This is a genomic window from Kocuria rhizophila DC2201, from assembly GCF_000010285.1.
GTDB lineage: Bacteria > Actinomycetota > Actinomycetes > Actinomycetales > Micrococcaceae > Kocuria > Kocuria rhizophila_A.
The window spans coordinates 1,269,505-1,287,650 of the sequence record NC_010617.1 but is presented as its reverse complement, the minus strand read 5'-3'; the positions used below and the strand labels follow the sequence as shown (position 1 = coordinate 1,287,650).

Here is an 18,146-nt window from a genome sequence, read left to right as displayed (position 1 = left end):
CTCATCGTGCACCTCCCGGGCGTCGGGTTTGCTCGGCCCCGTGCTGCGCGCGCGGTGCGCCGCCGGACGAACTAGCGCCGCGCCGTGTGCGGGACGCGCCCGGGCCGGAGGCGCGTCCGAACGCGGAACCGGGCCCCGCGGCGTCGTCGGGGGACCGGACGAACGAGGACGCCGCGGCCCCGGTGGCCCGTGGCGCGTCACCGGCGGGACGGGGGGCGACGCCGCGCTGCTCGTCCCGCTCCCGGGCGATCCGCTCGGCGGTGGCGCGGAAGGCCTCCCCGCGCAGCTGCCGCATGGCGTCCCTGCGGTGCTCGCCCTCCAGCCGGTCCACGTAGAGCGTGCCCCGAAGGTGGTCGGTCTCGTGCTGGAAGCAGCGGGCCAGCAGACCAGTGGCGTCCCGGTGCACCGGGCGGCCGTGCATGTCCACGCCCGTGAGGGTGGCGCTGTCCATGCGGGGCGTCTCGTAGGAGAGGCCGGGCACCGAGAGGCACCCCTCCCCGCCGTCCTGTGGCTCGTGGCCCACGCTCAACCGGGGGTTGACCACGTGGCCCTCGTCCCCCTCGATGCCCCACGTGAAGATCTGCAGCCCCACTCCCACCTGGGGCGCGGCCAGGCCGACACCGCCCACGGCGTACATGGTCTCGACCATGTCCCGCACCAGCGTGCGCAGGGACTCGTCGAACTGCGGGACCTCCTGGGCCGGGGTCCGCAGCACCGGGTCCCCGATGGTGCGGATGCGCAGAATACTCACCGTCTGATGCTCTCCTAGCGTGGATGGGGCGGGTGCGAACAGCGGAACTCAGTCTACGGCGGGCCCGGCCACGGTCCGGGCCGCGGTGCCCACCGGTGCGGACACCCGGCCCGTGGGCCGACCCTCGAGCGGCGGCGGGGCGATGCTGCGCAGCTGCGGGCCGGCCGCCTCCAGCTGCGCGGCGCGGGCCCACACCTTGGCCAGCGCGCAGAACTTGTACCAGTGGGCCGGCAGGTGCTCGCCCACCGCCTGGACGCTCAGCGCCTCCGTCTCGCCGATGGCCACGGCCATCAGGACCTCCGCATCCCCGTAGGGCCACGGCTCCCACTGCCCGGTGGCGGCGTCCACGAGCGACTCCTCGGCCTTGAGGCCCGCGACGAGCTGGGTGACCACCTTGGGGTCCGGGGCCTTCACGCGCCCGGTACGGTCCGTGCCCTTGGTCTTGTAGTCGATCAGGCACACCTTCCCGCCGATCCGCGCCACGAGGTCCAGGGTTCCGGCGTAGCCCACGGTGGAGTTCCACACCGTGATCTCCGCGGCCAGCGGTTCCGGGCGGTAGAGCTCCCACCACTGGTCCGCGCTGTCCGCGAACCGCGCCTCGTGGTGCTCCTCCAGGTCCGCACGGGCCCGCTCCACGTCGTGCTCGCGCCCCATGGCGCGCAGGGCCAGCTGCTCGCAGTAGTCGTGCACCCGGTCACCGCGCTGCGCGGCCTGGTCCCGGTGGCGCTCGGCGGCCTTGGCCGCGTGGTTGACCAGGGCACGGCGGCGGCGTGAGTCCCGCAGGGCCTCCGGCAGCTGCGGGTCCGTGGCCAGGGCCTGGGCCGCGCTGTAGCCGTACCAGCCGCCGAGGTCGTTCGCCTCGCAGCCGATGATCGTGGTGATGGAGGGCACCTCGAGATCCCCGCCCTCCCTGCGCGCGTACATGCGACCGGTGGGCGTGGACTGGGCCAAACGAGGTTGCGTCATGGGATCCAGCGTAGGAACGCGCGCAGACACGGACAGCGCGCAGCCCGGCCCCGGACGACGACGCCGCGGCGCGGGCGGGTGCCCCCGTCACAGAGCGCGCGGGGCCGGCTCAGCGGTGCCCGCGGTTTCGGGGAACGCCCGGCGGGACGGTGCGGGGGCGGCGTCGACAGCCGGTGGGTACGATCAGGGGCGGACCGCCACCGGAGCCGGCTCCCGGCGCAGCGGGCCGGAGCGGGGTGCGGAGCTGAACGGGATGCGGAACCGAACGGTGGTGCGGGCACGAAAAAACCCGGCCCCTTCCGGGACCGGGTTTCTCGTCGTTCCGTGCGCGATACTGGGATCGAACCAGTGACCTCTTCGGTGTGAACGAAGCGCGCTACCGCTGCGCCAATCGCGCTTGCAACGTTGAAAACTCTAGAACACATGATCCAGGATCGGCAAATCCGCCCCGGATGCCCCACGGAACCCCGGCCGCCCCACCGTCGTCGGCGCGGACCGAACCCCGATTTGCCCGGGCCCCCGGGTGTGGGTAGTGTTCTTCCTCGTTGGCAACGCCCCGCAGGCCAGGCCCACCGGACGGAAACGATCGGAAGTCGCAGCAGGCGGGAAGCGCGAGAACCTGTGATAATGTTTCCGCTCGGAAGAACGGAACACGGCATCGCCGGGGACCGGACGACCAACAATGCGGACGTAGCTCAGCTGGTAGAGCATCACCTTGCCATGGTGAGGGTCGCGGGTTCGACTCCCGTCGTCCGCTCGCAGTTTTCGACCCCTGGTCGAGACCTGAGACCCTGTCCTCCAAGGATCTGGTCCCCGGTGGGGTGGCCGAGTGGTTAGGCAGCGGCCTGCAAAGCCGTCTACGCGGGTTCGAATCCCGTCTCCACCTCGGTGCAACCACCCCGTCCAGTGCACTGGACGGCGAGCGCGATTGGCGCAGCGGTAGCGCGCTTCCCTGACACGGAAGAGGTCACTGGTTCGATCCCAGTATCGCGCACCAGAGAAAAACCCCGGAACCGATGTTCCGGGGTTTTCTCATGCCTGGGGCTTGTTCGGCCGCCGTTCCCACGGCCCGGCGCAGTCCATCGAGTGCGATGCGTGACCGAGGGCCCGCAGGATCCGGGTGAGCCAGTCGTAGCTGACCATCCCCTCCATGGCGCGCCGCACCACCACCTCCCTGGAGGGGGCCTCCGTTCCCGCCGCGCTGCTCGACGGCGTGGCCTCGTGCTGGGGCCCTCGCCGGTCACCCCAGCTGGACGAGCAGGCCCTGGACGAGGGGTTCCTCGTTCGCCGGCTCCCCGGACGCAGCAGCGCGGTCCGGGCAGGGCGCGGCGGGGAATCCCGCCGAGATCGCCTGCGCAACCTCCAGACAGTCCACCACCGGGCGCCGCGGGTCGTCGAGCAGTGTCACCAGGGCCCGCATCGCCGCGCTCGGGGCGGAAGGGCGTGCGAGCATCATCCGGGCGTACCGCAGACCCCGCGCCGCTCCCACCGGGGAGGCGTGAGCGGGGCGGGCACGACGCCGCCCGGCCACCTCCGGCCGCGGGCGTTCGGTGGCCCCGGCGTCCAGTCGTCAGGCGTTCCGTAGCCCCGGCGCGTGGCCGTCTAGCGTTGGGTGGCCCCGCGTCCAGCCGGGCGGCGATCAGTCGGCCGCGGCCTCCAGCACGCCGGCCGCCACCGCGAGGTCCTGCCAGCTCATCCCCACGCACTTGAACACGCGCGGCCGGTCCTCGGCCACGGCCGCGCGTCCCGCGACGACGTCCGCGAGCGGCACGAGCGCGTCCTCCTGCAGCGCCCCGTGGGCGACTGCCTGGATGACGTCCCCCGCCTCCCGCAGCGCGGTCCCGCGGTCCTCCACGACCACCTGGGCGCGCTCCATCAGTGCGTCGTCCAGCTCCCGGGCGCCGGGCTCGTGGGATCCCATGGCGACGACGCACGCTGAGTCCCGGACCAGCGTCCCGTCAAACAGCGGCTGGGACGCCGAGGTCGCGCACACCACGATGTCCGCCGAGCCCACCTCGTCCGCGTCACCCGCACGGGCCGTCAGCCCGAGGGACCGTGCGTGCTCGAGGGCCGCCTCGACCTTCTCCGGGGACCGCCCGCACACGACCACCTCGTCCAGTGCCCTGACGTCCGCGAACGCCTCGATGTGGGACAGCGCCTGCGGACCGGTGCCGAACACCATCAGGGTGCGGGCCCCCGGGGCCGCCAGGTGCTCGGCGGCCAGTGCGGAGATCGCCGGTGTGCGCAGCGTGGTGAGCGCGTTGCCCTCCATCATGGCGCGCACGGTGAGGGTGGCGGTGTCCAGCAGCAGGTAGGTCGCCTGGATCCGTGGCAGGCCCCGCTGCGGGTTGCCCGGAGAGACCGAGGCCACCTTGATGCCGCTCCATGGCCCCAGCACGGAGGGCATGAGCAGCATGTGGCCCTCCCCCGCCGCCACGTTGTCACGGGCGGGATCCTCCTCGGGGCGGAAACCGCTCCGCAGGGTCTCGGCCAGCAGCTCGCGGGCCCGCCGCGGACTCACGGCGTCGAGGATCTGCTGGGCGGTAAACCACCGCGGTGTGCTCTCCGAGGTGCTCTGCTGGGGCTGGGTCATGCGGGGTTTCTCCTGAAGTGGTGGGACGGGCGGGCGCGCGCTCGGCGAGCCCGGGGACGCCGCTGCCCCGCACGACCGGCCGGTCGAACGGGGCAGCGGAGCAGGGTGAGGCCCGCGGGGGACACCACGCGGCGGCGTCGTCCCCCGTGCTCACCGACGACGACGGCGCGTCACAGCATGCAGGACACGCAGCCCTCGACCTCTGTGCCCTCGAGCGCCAGCTGGCGGATCCGCGAGTAGTACATGGTCTTGATGCCCTTGCGCCACGCGTAGATCTGCGCCCGGTTGATGTCACGCGTGGTGGCGGTGTCCTTGAAGAACAGCGTCAGGGACAGGCCCTGGTCCACGTGCTGCGTGGCCGCGGCGTACGTGTCGATGATCTTCTCGAAGCCGATCTCGTACGCGTCCTGGAAATACTCCAGGTTCTCGTCATTCATGAAGGGCGCCGGGTAGTACACGCGCCCCAGCTTGCCCTCCTTGCGGATCTCGATGCGCGAGGCGATCGGGTGGATCGAGGAGGTGGAGTTGTTGATGTACGAGATGGAACCCGTGGGCGGCACGGCCTGCAGGTTCTGGTTGTACATCCCGTCCGCCATGACCTTCTCGCGCAGCTCACGCCAGTCCTGCGCGGTGGGCAGCGCCACACCGGCGCGCGCAAAAAGCTCGCGGACGCGGGCGGTCGCAGGCTCCCACGTGCCGTCGATGTACTTGTCAAAGTACGTGCCGTTCGCATAGTCGGACTTCTCGAAGCCCACGAAGGACTCCCCGCGCTCCTTGGCGATCAGGTTCGACGCCCGGATCGCGTGGTACGTCACGGCGTAGAAGTACATGTTCGTGAAGTCCACGCCCTCCTCGGAACCGTAGAACACGTGCTCCTTGGCCAGGTACCCGTGCAGGTTCATCTGGCCCAGGCCCACCGCGTGGGACATCTGGTTGCCGCGGCGGATCGAGGGCACGGAGTCGATGTTGGACATGTCCGACACTGCGGTGAGGCCGCGGATCGCGGTCTCGATGCTCGCCCCGAAGTCCGGGGACTCCATGGCCATGGCGATGTTCATGGACCCCAGGTTGCACGAGATGTCCTTGCCCACCTCCGCATAGGTGAGGTCCTCGTTGTAGACCGAGGGCTCGGAGACCTGCAGGATCTCGGAGCACAGGTTGGACATGATGATCTTGCCGTCGATCGGGTTGGCGCGGTTCACCGTGTCCTCGAACATGATGTACGGGTAGCCGGACTCGAACTGCACCTCCGCGACGGTCTGGAAGAACTCGCGGGCGTTGATCTTGGTCTTCGTGATCCGAGAGTCGTCCACCATCTCGTGGTACTTCTCGCTCACGTTCACGTCCGCGAAGGGCATTCCGTAGATGCGCTCCACGTCGTACGGCGAGAACAGGTACATGTCCTGGTTCTTCTTCGCCAGCTCGAACGTGATGTCCGGGATGACGACGCCGAGCGAGAGGGTCTTGATGCGGATCTTCTCGTCCGCGTTCTCGCGCTTGGTGTCCAGGAAATTGAGGATGTCCGGGTGGTGGGCGTGAAGGTACACAGCACCCGCGCCCTGACGGGCCCCCAGCTGGTTCGCGTAGGAGAACGAGTCCTCCAGCAGCTTCATGACCGGGATGACGCCCGAGGACTGGTTCTCGATCATCTTGATCGGCGCACCGGACTCGCGCAGGTTCGTCAGCGCGAACGCCACACCGCCGCCGCGCTTGGACAGCTGCAGCGCCGAGTTGATGTTGCGCCCGATGGACTCCATGTTGTCCTCGAAGCGCACCAGGAAGCACGAGACCAGCTCGCCGCGCTGCTTCTTGCCCGCGTTGAGGAACGTGGGAGTGGCCGGCTGGAAGCGACCGGAGATGATCTCGCCCACCAGACGCTTCGCCAGGGTCTCGTCCCCGTCCGCGAGGTAGAGGGAGACCATGACCACGCGGTCCTCGAAGCGCTCCAGGTAGCGCTGTCCGTCGAACGTCTTCAGCGTGTAGGACGTGTAGAACTTGAACGCGCCCAGGAAGGTCTGGAAGCGGAACTTGTAGCCGTACGCCTGCTTGGACAGCTCCTTGATGAACTCCACGCTGTACTTCTCGAGCACCTCGGCCTCGTAGTACTGGTGGTCCACCAGGTACTTGAGCTTCTCCTCGAGGTCGTGGAAGAACACGGTGTTCTTGTTGACGTGCTGCAGGAAGTACTGCCGCGCGGCCTGACGGTCCGCCTCGAACTGGATGTTGCCCTCGGCGTCGTAGAGGTTCAGCAGGGCGTTGAGCTCGTGGTAGCCCAGACCCCGGTACTGCTCGGGGCACGTGGGATCCTCGTGACCGGGCTCGACGCTCACTCCCGGGGTTTCGTGAATGCTGGCCAAAACTCTTCCAATCCTTGGGTGACTTTTTCGACGTCCTCGTCCGTGCCCATGAGCTCGAACTTGTACAGCAGGGGGACCTGGCACTTGGCAGCCACCTTCTCCGCGGCCACGCAGAACAGCGGCCCGAAGTTGGTGTTGCCCGCTCCGATCACACCCTTGAGGTGGGCCCGAGAGGGGGCGTCGTTGAGGAACTTGACGACTTGCGGGGGGACCGATCCCGCTCCCCCGGGGCGACCGTAGCTGGGCACAGCCAGCACGAACGGCTCCTCGATCCGGGGAGGGGGTTCGGACGTCCTGAGGGGCAGCCGGATGGAGCGCACCGGCAGCTTGGCGATGAAACGGTCCGTGTTGCGGGTGACGGAGGAGAAGTACACCACCAGGGGTGCGTCCTCCCCCGCCGGCGCGGGATTCCGATCGTGTTCCCGCTCCTTCGCCCGGGCGAGAACCGAGGCAAGAGCACTCATGGGCGGATCACTTCGATTCTGGGGGGATCGTGTCCGGGGATCGTGCGTGCGGAGAGCGGTTCCCGGCAGGGTCCTGGAACCGTCTGCCGGGACCGCCTCCCGGGGCCGGCCGGTCTCCGGTGTCCGACCGGGCAACGGTCGGACGGTGACCGGTGAGCCGCCGGTCGGTGCGCGGCCGGTTCCCGGCGACCGGTCCACGAGCGGGCGAGGGAGCTGGATGCGCCACGACCGGCTGCGCGGGTGGCGGCTGGTGCGAGTCCTGCCGGTGAGCGAGCCCCGCCGGTGAACGAGCGCGGGGCCGGTGGGCGGGCAGCCGGTCAGTGGTGCCGCCCGAGGGCCGGGCGGTGGCGTCCGGCCCGGTGCTCGGCTCAGGCGGAGAGCAGCAGGGCCAGGGAGTTGATCTTGTCCGGGCGGAACCCGGACCAGTGCTCGGAACCGGTCTCCACCACGGGGACCTGCTGGTAGCCCAGACCCACCACGTGCTCGTACGCGGCGGTGTCCTCGGTGACATCCACCACCGTGTAGTCGATGCCCTTCTTGGTGAGGGCACGGTAGGTGGCGTTGCACTGGACGCACGACGGCTTGGAATACACGGTGACTGACATAGCCCATTCTCCTTGCGGGAAGTACCTGTTGCTCCGGCGTTCCCGGGGCCGTGGGGCTCGTGAACCGGGTGGTGCGCCAGACGATTGAACATCTGCGTCAATACTACATCTAGTGGCGCACATGGACAGGACACCCAACATGATGTGGTCACGTGTTCCACAGGGGGTCGCGTGTTTTCCCCCGTGTTGTCCACAGGACGGGACGGCGCGGACCGCGTGATCCCGCGGTCCGCGCCGCGGTCGGTGTGGATAAGAGCTGTTCCGGAACTCACCGAAAAAGTTTTCGGCCGCCGCTGCGGGCGCACGGCCGGGTGGGCGCAGCGGCCCTCCGGACGGGCAGGGCGCACCTGCCGGTGCGGGCTCAGAGCAGCCCGGCGTCCCGCAGCTGGTCCGAGATGGAGGCGCCGTCGTTGGCCTCGAGCCACAGCACGCCCTCGGGCACCGTGACCTGGTGCCGGTCCGAGACGCGGGCGCCCGCGGCGAGCACGGCCTCGGTGGGTGAGAGGTTGCGGATCACGATGGCCGCCACGGACTCCGGGTGGCGCTGGGCGAAGCCCGAGTAGATCTGCGGGTCGTGCTGACCGTCGTCCCCGATGAGGATCCACTTCACGTGCGGGAAGTTGGTGGCCAGACGCTGCAGGTTCTGCACCTTGTGCTGGGCGCCCGAACGGAACCACCGCTCCGTGGTGGGCCCCCAGTCCGTGAGCAGCAGCGCACCCGCCGGGTAGGCGTTGCGGGTGAGGAAGCGGCGCAGCGTGGGGGCCACGTTCCACGCCCCCGTGGAGAGGTAGAGGAACGGGGCGTGCGGGTGGCTCCGCCGCAGCCGGTCCATCATGGTGGACATCCCCGGGGTGGGGGTGCGGGCGTGCTCGTTGGCCACGAAGGAGTTCCACGCCGCGAGCAGGGGCCTGGGCAGCGCCGTGACCATCACGGTGTCGTCGACGTCGCACACGACACCCAGGTGCTGCTGGTCCGAGACCACGGTGATGGTGGCCTCGGTGACGTCCGAGCCCTCCGCCTGCATGTAGATGGTGTGCACCCCCGGGGCCATGGAGACGTTGAGGTCCACGTCGATCACGCCCCCCTTGTCCGCCACGAAGTGGAACTCGTGGTCCCCCAGCCACACGTTCACGTGCGCGAAAGCGTAGGGGACGGAGGAGAAGGAGCGCCACCCGCGGATGGACTCGGCGGCGGCGCCGGTCTCGTCCACCAGCGAGCGGGTCTTGAGCAGCACGCGCCCCAGGGCGCGGACGTCGCGGGGACTGCCGTAGCCGTCGAACGCGAGCATGGTGGGGATGTCCCCCCGCTGCACCGCACGCCCCTGCCGCCACCGCTGCAGCTTCTGGTCGAAGCGGTAGCCGAGGTTGATGGCCTGCTCCGTGACCTGGTCCACGGACGGCAGCAGCTCCCCTGCACCGGTGTTCTTCGCCATGGCTCTCAGTGTTCCACAGCGCCCGCGGTGTGCCGCACCGTGCCGTTGCGCGTCCGCGGTGTGTCATGGGCGGTGTCATCGCACACCTGCCCCGTGCCCGAACGCCTGCTGAGTGGTGGCCCGCGGCCCGCTGCCTTGCCCCCGGGGCTGCCGCGCCCGTGCCGGCCCGTCGCGCCGCGGCGGCCGCGAGGGGGTGGGGCACGATCCCAGCAGCGTGCGGGGGTCGGGGAGGGTCTCCGGGCGGGAGAGGTCCCAGGCCCGGACCGCCTGGATCCCGATCCCGCGGGGGCCCGTGCGTCGTGTGTGGCCGTGGACCAGCAGCAGCGTGGGAGCGAAGAGCACCTCCCCGGAGGCAGCCTGCGCCTCGTCGAAGAACGTGCAGTCCACCGCCCCCGAACCGTCGTCCAGGGAGATGAAGACCACGCGTCTGCCGCTGCGCATGGGAGGGGTCATGGTGGAGACCCGCACACCGGCCACGACCACCTCGCTGCCGCTGCGCAGCCCCAGCAGGTCCTGCGCCCGTGTGGCACGGTAGGCGCGCACGAGCTCGGCGTGGGAGTCCATGAGGTGGGCGCTGACCTCGATGTCCATGGTCTCCATCTCCGCCCGCACCCTCTCCTGCGGGGTGAGCTCGGGCAGCCGGGCCGGCAGGGATGTCAGGTCCACGTCCCCCAGGGGCAGTGCGAGCTGCCCCTGGCCCGGCCCGGTGCGTCCCGCGGACCCCCGGGCAGGGAGCTGCGCCCGGTCCGTCAGGAAGTGGACCATGTCCGCGCGGGAGGCACGGGTCCCGGAACCGTGCAGCAGGCCGTCGAGGGCCCCGGCCGTGGCGAGGCGCTGCAGGCTCCGCCGGGAGGGCCGGGCACGGGCGCGGACCGCGGCGAGGTTCTCGTAGGGCTGCCCCGCGAGGAGCCGCTCGATCTCGGCGGAGCTGATCCCGGTGATGGCACTCAGGGACATCCGGATCCCCCAGGCACCGTCCTGCGTGTGGGGGATCCCCGCGTCCAGGTCCCCGGAGACCACGGTGCCGGGCCGGGGCGTCACCGCTTCCACGCGGTGGTGCTCCCCGCTGCGGTTGACGTCCGGTCCCAGCACGGGGATACCCATGCGGCGGGCCTCCCCCACGAGCAGCCGCGCCGGGTACATCCCAGGGTCGTGCTCCCACACCCCCGCCATGAAGGCCTCCGGGTGGTGCGTCTTCAACCACGCGGACTGGTAGGTGGGCACTGCGAAGGCCACCCCGTGGGCCTTGCAGAAGCCGAAGCTGCCGAACGCGTGGAGGATCTCCCACACGGTGTCGATGACGGCCCGCGTGTAGCCCCGGGCACGTGCGCCCTCCCGGAAGGCGGTCTCCACCGGCTCCTCGCCGGGGGAGCCCAGCAGGCGGCGCCAGACGTCGGCGCGGCCCAGGCCGCACCCGGTCATCCGGTCCATGATCCGCATGATCTGCTCGTGGTAGACAGCCACGCCGCGGGTCTCGGCGAGGATCTCCTCGAGGTCCGGGTGGGGGTACACGGGGGTGGACCAGCCGTGGCGGGCGTCCAGGTAGGGGCGGACCATGTTGGCCTGCATGGGCCCGGGGCGGAAGAGGGAGATGTCCACGACGAGGTCGTTGAACTCCTCGGGGCCCATCGTGCCGATGAGCTCGCGCTGCCCGGGGGACTCGATCTGGAAGCAGCCCAGGGTGTGGGTGGAGCTGATGAGGCGGAAGGTGTCGGGGTCGTCGCGGGGCATGGTGTCCAGGTCCGGGAGCGCCTCGTGGGGGTGCAGCCGTGCGACCTCCGCGACGGCGTGGGCGAGGGTGGACTGCATGCGCACGCCCAGGATGTCGAGCTTGATCAGCCCCATGGGGTCCATGTCGTGCTTGTCGTACTGGGACATGGGCAGCCCGATTCCGCTGGCCTGCACGGGGGTGCGGTCCAGCAGGGTGGTGTCGGAGAGGATCACCCCGCACGGGTGCATGGAGATGTGGCGGGGCAGCCGGTCGAGGCGCTCGGTGAGGTCCACCAGCAGGTCCATCTGCCGGTTGTCCCTGAGGCGCTGCGCGAGGGGAGCCAGCTCGGGGCGGCGGGAGATCTCCTCGCGCAGCGTGCCCCCCGGAACCCGCCACAGCTGACCCGCCACGTGGTCGACGTCCTGCGGGCCGAGGCCGAGGGCGAGTCCGGCGTCCCGGACGGCACCGCGGGAGCGGTAGGCGTTCTGCATGCTCATGAGGGTCACGCGGCGGGGACCGAAGCGTTCGAAGATCCGGCGGTAGACGTCGTGGCGGCGGGCGCTCTCCATGTCGATGTCGATGTCCGGGAGGTTGGGGCGCAGCGGTGAGAGGAAGCGCTCGAACACGAGGTCGTACTCGAGGGGGTCCGCGGGTGAGATCCCGAGCAGGTGCACCACCAGGGAGGAGACCCCGGAGCCGCGCGCGGCGTGGCGCACGTCCATGGCGCTCATCAGGTCCGAGACCTCTCCCACGGTGAGGAAGTACCCGGCGAACCCCAGCTGGGAGATCACGGACAGTTCGCGCTCGAGCCTCTCGCGCAGGGACTCCCTGTTGAGCCCGGGGACGGTGCGGTCCCAGTCCTCCCCGGCGTGCAGCCGGGCGAGACCGGCGTAGCAGCGCCGGGCGAGCTCGCGGTCCGGGTCCCCGCTGAGGCCGAGGACGGAGGCCTCCGGGATCACGGGGGTCCCGATGCCGAGGTCCCCCTGCGGGTCCAGGCGGCAGCGTTCGGCGAGGTGGTGGGTGTCCACGAGCAGCCGGGCGGGGGTGTCCCGGTCCACGCGGGCAGCGGTGACGATCTCGTGGGCGAGCCGTTCCATGCGCGGGCCGTCCTTGAGCCAGCCCTGGCCGTTGGGCTGCAGCACCCCACGGTCCGCCCCGGCGAGCTCGTCGAGGGACATGAGGGTGCGGGCGGCGTCGAGGACGTCCGCGGTGACGGCCTGCCCCGGGTGGGCGTAGCGCACGGCGTTGCTGAGCACCACGGGCACGTCCGCGGCGCGCCCGAGCTCGTAGAGGCGCACCGCGTGCCCCGTGCTCAGCGCCTCGCCCTGCGGCGCCAGGTGGGTGGTGGTCTCCACCACGAGGGCACCGGGTGGCAGCCGGGCACGCCAGCGGTTCAGGGCCTCCCGCGCGCCCCGGTAGTGCCGCCGGGCCAGCAGCCTGCCGGCGTCCGAGTCCGGCCCCACCAGCACCACGAGTCCGGGCTCCCCACTGCGGGCGGCGCGGTGCACGTGGCGCGCGAGCTGCGCGGCGGTGAGGCCGATGGGGCTGGCCGCGGCGCGGTCGTGGGAGCGGTGGGCGGCCGAGACCAGCCGGCACAGCGCCGCGTACCCGGACCCGCCGTCGTGCCCGGTGGCCAGCACCACCACCCGGCCGACCACCCGCGGCGCCGCCGTGCGCCGGCCCCCACGGGCCGCGGCAGACCCCGGGCGGACCGGGCCCGCACTCCCTGAGCCGGGGCCGCTCCCGTTCCCGCGTGCCGGAACGGGGTTCCCGCCCGGCCGCACGGCGCCGCCGCGCTGCGGTGTGCTCCCTGCACGCGGGCGCGCCCCGCCCGGTGCACCCGCGTGCTGCACGGGTTCCCGCAGCAGGGCGAGGTCCACCCCCAGCACGGGGGCGATCCCGTGCTCCTGACACGCCAGCACGTGCTTGACCGCACCGTAGAGACCGTCCCGGTCCGTGCACGCCAGGATCTCCGCGCCCTGCCCGGCGGCCGCCCGCGCGAGCTCCTCCGGGCGTGCCACGCCGTAGTGCGCACTGAACGCGGACGCCACGTGAAGATGAGGGAACCACATGCCCCTATTCGAAACTGTGTTCGAACATCTGTCAACCGAGGTGGGCACCTCCAACGGCGCCCCGGTGGGCTCCACGGCCACGGGATCACACACTGACACGCAGCAGCTGCCACTGCTCGGTGGCCTGGTTGCGTGTGAGCTCGAAGGTGCGGGCCACCGCCGCGCCCGCCTGGACGGCCTGGACCCGCCAGCGCTCCCGGTCCACCGCGCTGGTGCGGCTCTCGCGGGGCACGCGGGCCTCCACATCCCACCATTTCCGGCGTTCGAACCAGTGGATCACCGGTTCCAGCACGCGCTGCTCCCGGCCGTGGTAGACCAGTTCGCACGGGTTCCCCACGGCGTCGCAGCGCACCGACACATCCTCCGGGGCAGGTTCTGCCCCCCACTCCCCCGCGGCCCCGGCCGCCTCGGGGTCGAGGGCGGCCCCGATCACGGGAACCGTGTCCCACGGGTCCTCGAAGCTCTCGATCTGCCGCATGTCCAGCACCGTCATGATGCGCCGTCCTCCCCAGGTGTTCGAACCTTTATTCGACTCCTGAGACGGTGCCAAGGCCGTCCGACACGCATAAGCGACCGCGCCCAGGGCATGCCCCCCACTCCCCCGGCCGTGCCATCGTCGACACGCGCTCGGAGCCACGGTCGGACGTCACACGGAGGGCAGGTCCTCAGCGGGGCGCGGTCGGACACCACGGGGCGGACACGTCCCCAGCACCGGCACGCCTCGGTGCGACCGACGTGGACGTGCTCAGGAGCGGGGGCGACCCCACCGGGCGGCCAAGTGCCACAGCTGCGTGAGGGGCGGCGGCTCGTACCGACCGCTACGAGCCGCCTCACCGATGATGCGCGCGTCGATGACGTGGCCGCGGGCGCCGAGCCGCGGCAGTTCTCGTGGGCGTCGAGGGTCGTCAGGTCGAGGACGCGTCCTTCGTGCCGCTCGAGGGGGATCCGGAGCCGGCGGGCCGCCCCTCGACGCTCAGGGGTTCCACCGTGCAGAGCGGCATGTGCGGGGACCACACGGCATCCGGCGACGTCCGCGGCATGCGCCCACCCCTGCCCGGATCCGGTCGGGGATGTGGCAGTCACGTCCTACGCGTGGTGCTCCGAGCGCATCAGGGCCACGGCGAGCACGGAGCTGAGGCAGCACGCCGCGAGGAAGGTGGCCGCGCCCCACGTGGCCCCGCCGGCCGCGGTGATCAGGGCCGCAGCGACGAGTGGACTGAGCCCAGCCACGACCGCCCCGTTGGTCTCGCGCGCCAGGGCGATGCCGCTGAAGCGCTCCGCCATGGGGAACAGACCGGCCAGGAACGCGCCCTGCGCCCCGGAGGTGCACGCGACCACGAGTCCGTGCCCCACGCCGATGGCCACGATCGCGAGTCCGTGCCCCACGCCGATGGCCACGATCGCGAGCACCGTGTCCCCGGACGCCAGCGCGCGGAACAGCGGGAAGGCTCCCAGTGCGCCGAGCAGGGATCCCACGGCCAGCACGGGTCGCGCCCCGAACCGGTCGGCGGCAAGTCCCCCCAGGGGAGTGGTCAGCACACCGCACACGGAGCCGATGCTCACCGCCAGCAGCGCCGAGCCGCGCGGCATGCCCACGGCCGGGGAGGTCATGAAGGAGAGCGAGAACACGGCCAGGATGTAGTTCAGGGCGTTGGACCGGTCAGCGCGAAGAACCCCGCGAGCACGGCCCTGGTGTGGTGGCGCAGCAGCTGCAGCAGCGGCACCTTGCGCCCCTGCCCCTGCTGCCGCGCACGGGCCAGGGCCGCCTCGTACTCGGGACTCTCCTCGAGCTTGGCGCGGATGAACACCGCGAGCGCGAAGAGCACGGCCGAGGCCAGGAACGGGACGCGCCACGCCCAGGCGAGCAGGGCGTCGTCGCCCTGGGACGCCGCCCAGAGGAACGCGACGGACGCCAGCACGATGCCGGCGGGCGGTGCGGAGAGCACCAGGGAGGTGTAGAGGCCGCGGCGCCGGGGCGGGGCGAACTCGGCCACGAGGGTCATGGCCCCGGCGAGCTCGGCGCCCGCGCCCATGCCCTGCAGCAGCCGCAGCAGCACGAGCAGCACGGGGGCGGCCGCGCCGATGGCCAGGTGGATGGGCAGCAGGCCGATGCCCACGGTGGCCACGCCCATGAGGACCACCGTGAGCAGCATCGCGGGGCGGCGCCCGTGGCGGTCCCCCACGTGCCCCACCAGGACGCCTCCGAGAGGACGCGCCACGAATCCCACGGCGAAGGTCGCGAACGCGGCCAGGGAGGCGCCTGCGGACGATCCCGCGAAGAAGAGCGGCCCGATCACGAGCCCCGCGGCGGTGCCGTAGAGCGCGTAGTCGTACCACTCGATCACGGTTCCCACGATGGCCGCGAAGAGTGCCCTGCCCGCGCCGGGGCACGCCGATGTCCGTGCTGTGTCCTGGTTCACGGGCCCACCCTTCGGCCCTGCCGGGACTGGGATGTGTCGCGCCTCACGTCAGCGGGTCGTGCCGGGGGACGACGCCGCCCGCGGACCTGACGAGCCCACCGCACCGGTCGTCCGCTCCCGGCGAGCCGCACGCTCCCACGGGCCCCGGCTGCAGCACCACATGCTGCGCCACCGCCCTGCGGCTCCACGCCCTTTGCCGTGCCGAGCGGCCGCGCGTCCCCGGCCCTGCGGGCGGCTACGCCTCGAAGATGGCACGCCCGAAGTGGTCCTCCGGGTCCTCCGAGAGCCCCGCCGGGACGGCGAAGAGCCCGGAGCCGGTGTGGCGCAGGTACTCGCTCAGGGCGTCCTGGCGCGCGAGTCTGTTCTGCATGGGCACGTAGCCCGTGGCGGGGTCCTTGACCATGGCGATGAAGAACAGCCCCACGTCCATGTTGCCCACCGAGTCGGTGCCGTCGGCGTAGTTGTAGCCGCGGCGCAGCATCTGCACCCCGCCGTTGCTGTCCGGGTGCGCGAGGCGCACGTGGGAGTCCACGGGGATGATGGGCTGGTGGCCGGATCCCGCCATGGAGAGGTCCACGGGGGTGAACTCCTCCCCGCCGGACAGCGGGGCACCGGTGCCCTTGGTGCGTCCGATGATCTTCTCCTGGCCCATGAGGGACTCCCGGTCCCAGGTCTCCAGGATCATCCGGATGCGGCGGGCCACCAGGTACGTGCCGCCGTCCAGCCAGGAGCCGTCCCGCACCCACACGTGCTGGTCGATCTGGTCGGGGTCCTCGGCCTTGAGGTTGGCCGTGCCGTCCTTGAACCCGAAGAGGTTGCGCGGGGTGGCCTGCTCCGTGGAGGTCGAGGAGGTGCGCCCGAAGCCCAGTTGCATCCACCGGGTGGACACGATCCCGAAGCCCATGCGGATCAGGTTGTGCACCGCGTGCACGGCCACCTGGGGGTCGTCCGCGCACGCCTGGATGCACAGGTCCCCGCCCGTGCGGTGCTCCTCGAGGCGGTCCCCCGGGAAGTGGGGCAGCTCGATCAGGGCCTCCGGCAGGTGCTCGGCCAGCCCGAAGCGGTCCTTGCCGGAGCCGTCCCGGAACAGCGAGCGCCCGAAACCCACGGTCACGGTGAGGTGGGCCGCGGAGAGGTCGTGGGCCTCCCCCGTGTCCTGGGGCGGGGCGTGGTCGGAGCCGCCGTCGAAGCCGTTCTCGGTGACGTCCAGGCCCTGGGTGATCCTCCGGCACGCCGCGGTCCATTTGCGCAGCAGCGCCACGAGCTCCGCGCGGTCCTTCGTGAGCACGTTCAGGGAGGCGAAGCACAGCCGGTCCTGGGCGGGGGTCACGATCCCGGCCTGGTGCGCGCCGTGGAAGGCCACGACGTCGTCGGGGGCCCGGGTGCCGAGGGCGTCCCCGACGGCGGCGACCGCCGGTGGGCCGGCGAGTCCCAGCCCGGCACCCACCGCGAGCGCACCGGCTCCAGTGCCGAACAGGGCGCGGCGGGACACGGCCCGCCGCGCGGGGACGTCCTGGTGCGGGGTGGCCACGGTCTACTCGACCACCTTGTCGGTCACGGTGGACAGCGGTTCGGACAGGGCATTGACGGCGTCGGAGAGCTCCTTGACCTGGGCCTTGGTGAGCTGGTCGTAGGTCACGAAGCCGTCCCCGCGCCTGTGCTGGTCGAGCAGCTTCTGCAGCTCGGCGAAGCGGGTCTTCAGGGTGCTGTCCAGCTCGGGGTCCCGCTTCTGGAGCAGCGGCGAGAGGTCCTCCCAGGCGATGCGTGCGCCGTCCACGTTGCCCTGGAAGTCCCACAGGTCCGTGTGGGACCACGCCTCCTCCTCGCCGGTGACCTTGCCGGTGGCCACCTCGTCCAGCAGCTCCTTGGCGCCGTTGGAGAGCTGGTCCGCGGTGAAGGTGATGCCGCGGGTGCGTTCGTGGAGGGTCCTCGTGTCGCTCACGAGCTGCTCGCCGAGTGCGTCCCGGTCCTTCTGGGGCAGGGCGGTGTAGCCGGTCCGGGGAGGCCAGAGGTCCTTCTCGATGCGGTGCCACCCGGTCCACGTCTGGCCGTCCTCGAGGTCCGCCTCGCGCAGGTCGAGCTTGGGGTCGAGGTCCCCGAAGGACTCGGCCACGGGCTCGATGCGCTCCCAGTGCATGCGCACGGGCGCGTAGAGCTCGCGGGCGCGGGCGTCGTCGCCGGCCCGGTAGGCCCGCGCGAACTCCTCGGTGCCGGAGAGCAGCTGCTCGCTCTGGTCCTTGACGTAGGAGGCGTACTGGGTGGTGGCCTGCTCCTTGAGCTGGCCGTCCTCGGCGTCCGCCGCGGACGCGCCGTCGCCGGCGGTCACGGTGAACTCGTGGCGGATCCCGTCCCCCACCATCCCGGGTTTGCACGCGGTGGAGTACGTCCCCTGGGGTGCGGAGACGGTGAGCGTGCGGTTCAGCCCGGGGGCGATGTTCTCCACCTCCCCCACGATGCGCAGCCCGTCCTTGCCCAGCAGGTAGAACTCGGTGACCTTGCTGCCCTCGTTCTTGACGTCGAAGCGCAGGGTGCCCGAGGGCGCCTCGGTGGCGGAGACCTTGCACTCGTCGTCGGTGCTCGTCACGGAGATCGCGCCGTCGCCCGCGCCGCCCGACGGGTCGTTGGGCTGGCACGCGGAGAGGCTGAGGAGCAGCCCGGTGGCGGTCACCAGGGCGGGAAGGGTCACGGCGGTACGGGGCATGGTGGTCCTCGGTCTCGGCCGTCGGCGACGGCGGGGTGGGTCTGAGATGGATGGGGCTGCGGTGGGTGGTTCCG

13 protein-coding genes and 4 tRNA genes are annotated in these 18,146 nt (G+C 71.5%); 3 read left to right on the top strand and 14 right to left on the bottom strand.

Going from position 1 to position 18,146, the window contains the following annotated elements:
• Window position 1: 1 nt before the first annotated feature.
• The 3 genes from def to KRH_RS05680 all read right to left on the bottom strand — a co-directional run bounded on the left by def (window position 2) and on the right by KRH_RS05680 (window position 2,114).
• The gene (def, locus tag KRH_RS05690; protein ID WP_012398232.1) at window positions 2-751 is read right to left on the bottom strand and encodes a peptide deformylase; all 750 of its coding nucleotides are present in this window, start codon (window positions 749-751) and stop codon (window positions 2-4) included.
• A gap of 48 nt (window positions 752-799) precedes the next feature.
• On the bottom strand, window positions 800-1,717 hold the full coding sequence (locus tag KRH_RS05685) for a hypothetical protein (RefSeq protein WP_012398231.1): 918 nt from the start codon (window positions 1,715-1,717) through the stop codon (window positions 800-802).
• 325 nt (window positions 1,718-2,042) lie between these two features.
• Window positions 2,043-2,114 (bottom strand) — tRNA-Val (locus KRH_RS05680).
• Between the two features lie 287 nt (window positions 2,115-2,401).
• On the opposite strand from KRH_RS05680, the gene KRH_RS05675 reads away from it, so the two are divergent.
• The 3 genes from KRH_RS05675 to KRH_RS05665 all read left to right on the top strand — a co-directional run bounded on the left by KRH_RS05675 (window position 2,402) and on the right by KRH_RS05665 (window position 2,714).
• Window positions 2,402-2,474: transfer RNA gene (locus KRH_RS05675), tRNA-Gly, on the top strand.
• A gap of 58 nt (window positions 2,475-2,532) precedes the next feature.
• A tRNA-Cys gene (locus KRH_RS05670) sits at window positions 2,533-2,603 on the top strand.
• Window positions 2,604-2,639: 36 nt separating this feature from the next.
• A tRNA-Val gene (locus KRH_RS05665) sits at window positions 2,640-2,714 on the top strand.
• Between the two features lie 642 nt (window positions 2,715-3,356).
• Here the strand turns inward: KRH_RS05665 and KRH_RS05655 are convergent.
• From KRH_RS05655 to efeO, 11 genes are all read right to left on the bottom strand, one after another.
• Window positions 3,357-4,310, bottom strand: coding sequence for an ornithine cyclodeaminase family protein (locus tag KRH_RS05655; RefSeq protein WP_012398229.1), 954 nt, complete (start codon window positions 4,308-4,310; stop codon window positions 3,357-3,359).
• Between the two features lie 170 nt (window positions 4,311-4,480).
• Window positions 4,481-6,640 (bottom strand): class 1b ribonucleoside-diphosphate reductase subunit alpha, encoded by a 2,160-nt coding sequence (gene nrdE, locus KRH_RS05650; protein WP_012398228.1) that lies wholly within the window; start codon window positions 6,638-6,640, stop codon window positions 4,481-4,483.
• A complete protein-coding gene (gene nrdI / locus KRH_RS05645) occupies window positions 6,637-7,131 on the bottom strand; it encodes a class Ib ribonucleoside-diphosphate reductase assembly flavoprotein NrdI (protein ID WP_050738043.1) in 495 nt (164 codons plus the stop codon). The genes nrdE and nrdI overlap by 4 nt, the downstream gene beginning before the upstream one ends.
• A gap of 368 nt (window positions 7,132-7,499) precedes the next feature.
• A complete protein-coding gene (nrdH, locus tag KRH_RS05640) occupies window positions 7,500-7,736 on the bottom strand; it encodes a glutaredoxin-like protein NrdH (protein ID WP_012398226.1) in 237 nt (78 codons plus the stop codon).
• 361 nt (window positions 7,737-8,097) lie between these two features.
• On the bottom strand, window positions 8,098-9,168 hold the full coding sequence (locus KRH_RS05635; protein ID WP_012398225.1) for an App1 family protein: 1,071 nt from the start codon (window positions 9,166-9,168) through the stop codon (window positions 8,098-8,100).
• 75 nt (window positions 9,169-9,243) lie between these two features.
• Entirely contained in the window at window positions 9,244-12,951 is a 3,708-nt protein-coding gene (locus KRH_RS05630) for a DNA polymerase III subunit alpha (protein ID WP_012398224.1), read from the bottom strand.
• 85 nt (window positions 12,952-13,036) lie between these two features.
• Window positions 13,037-13,444 (bottom strand): DUF6504 family protein, encoded by a 408-nt coding sequence (locus KRH_RS05625; RefSeq protein ID WP_050738042.1) that lies wholly within the window; start codon window positions 13,442-13,444, stop codon window positions 13,037-13,039.
• Window positions 13,445-14,037: 593 nt separating this feature from the next.
• Complete coding sequence (locus KRH_RS12635; protein WP_012398222.1) at window positions 14,038-14,580, bottom strand: hypothetical protein; 543 nt, start codon at window positions 14,578-14,580, stop codon at window positions 14,038-14,040.
• Between the two features lie 14 nt (window positions 14,581-14,594).
• On the bottom strand, window positions 14,595-15,371 hold the full coding sequence (locus tag KRH_RS12630) for an MFS transporter (protein WP_012398221.1): 777 nt from the start codon (window positions 15,369-15,371) through the stop codon (window positions 14,595-14,597).
• Window positions 15,372-15,606: 235 nt separating this feature from the next.
• Window positions 15,607-16,902, bottom strand: a complete 1,296-nt coding sequence (gene efeB, locus KRH_RS05615) for an iron uptake transporter deferrochelatase/peroxidase subunit (protein ID WP_012398220.1) — start codon at window positions 16,900-16,902, stop codon at window positions 15,607-15,609.
• Window positions 16,903-16,905: 3 nt separating this feature from the next.
• Window positions 16,906-18,072: an iron uptake system protein EfeO gene (gene efeO / locus KRH_RS05610; RefSeq protein WP_041297349.1), complete on the bottom strand. Its 1,167-nt coding sequence runs from the start codon at window positions 18,070-18,072 to the stop codon at window positions 16,906-16,908.
• Between the last annotated feature and the right edge of the window lie 74 nt (window positions 18,073-18,146).

What these genes read in the sequence shown, in the direction of transcription:
- nrdH (WP_012398226.1), bottom strand. Translation starts at nt 7,736, where the DNA reads ATGTCAGTCACCGTGTATTCCAAGCCGTCGTGCGTCCAGTGCAACGCC.
- KRH_RS05625 (WP_050738042.1), bottom strand. Translation starts at nt 13,444, where the DNA reads ATGACGGTGCTGGACATGCGGCAGATCGAGAGCTTCGAGGACCCGTGG.
- KRH_RS05635 (WP_012398225.1), bottom strand. Translation starts at nt 9,168, where the DNA reads ATGGCGAAGAACACCGGTGCAGGGGAGCTGCTGCCGTCCGTGGACCAG.
- KRH_RS05630 (WP_012398224.1), bottom strand. Translation starts at nt 12,951, where the DNA reads ATGTGGTTCCCTCATCTTCACGTGGCGTCCGCGTTCAGTGCGCACTAC.
- efeO (WP_041297349.1), bottom strand. Translation starts at nt 18,072, where the DNA reads ATGCCCCGTACCGCCGTGACCCTTCCCGCCCTGGTGACCGCCACCGGG.
- nrdI (WP_050738043.1), bottom strand. Translation starts at nt 7,131, where the DNA reads ATGAGTGCTCTTGCCTCGGTTCTCGCCCGGGCGAAGGAGCGGGAACAC.
- KRH_RS05655 (WP_012398229.1), bottom strand. Translation starts at nt 4,310, where the DNA reads ATGACCCAGCCCCAGCAGAGCACCTCGGAGAGCACACCGCGGTGGTTT.
- KRH_RS05685 (WP_012398231.1), bottom strand. Translation starts at nt 1,717, where the DNA reads ATGACGCAACCTCGTTTGGCCCAGTCCACGCCCACCGGTCGCATGTAC.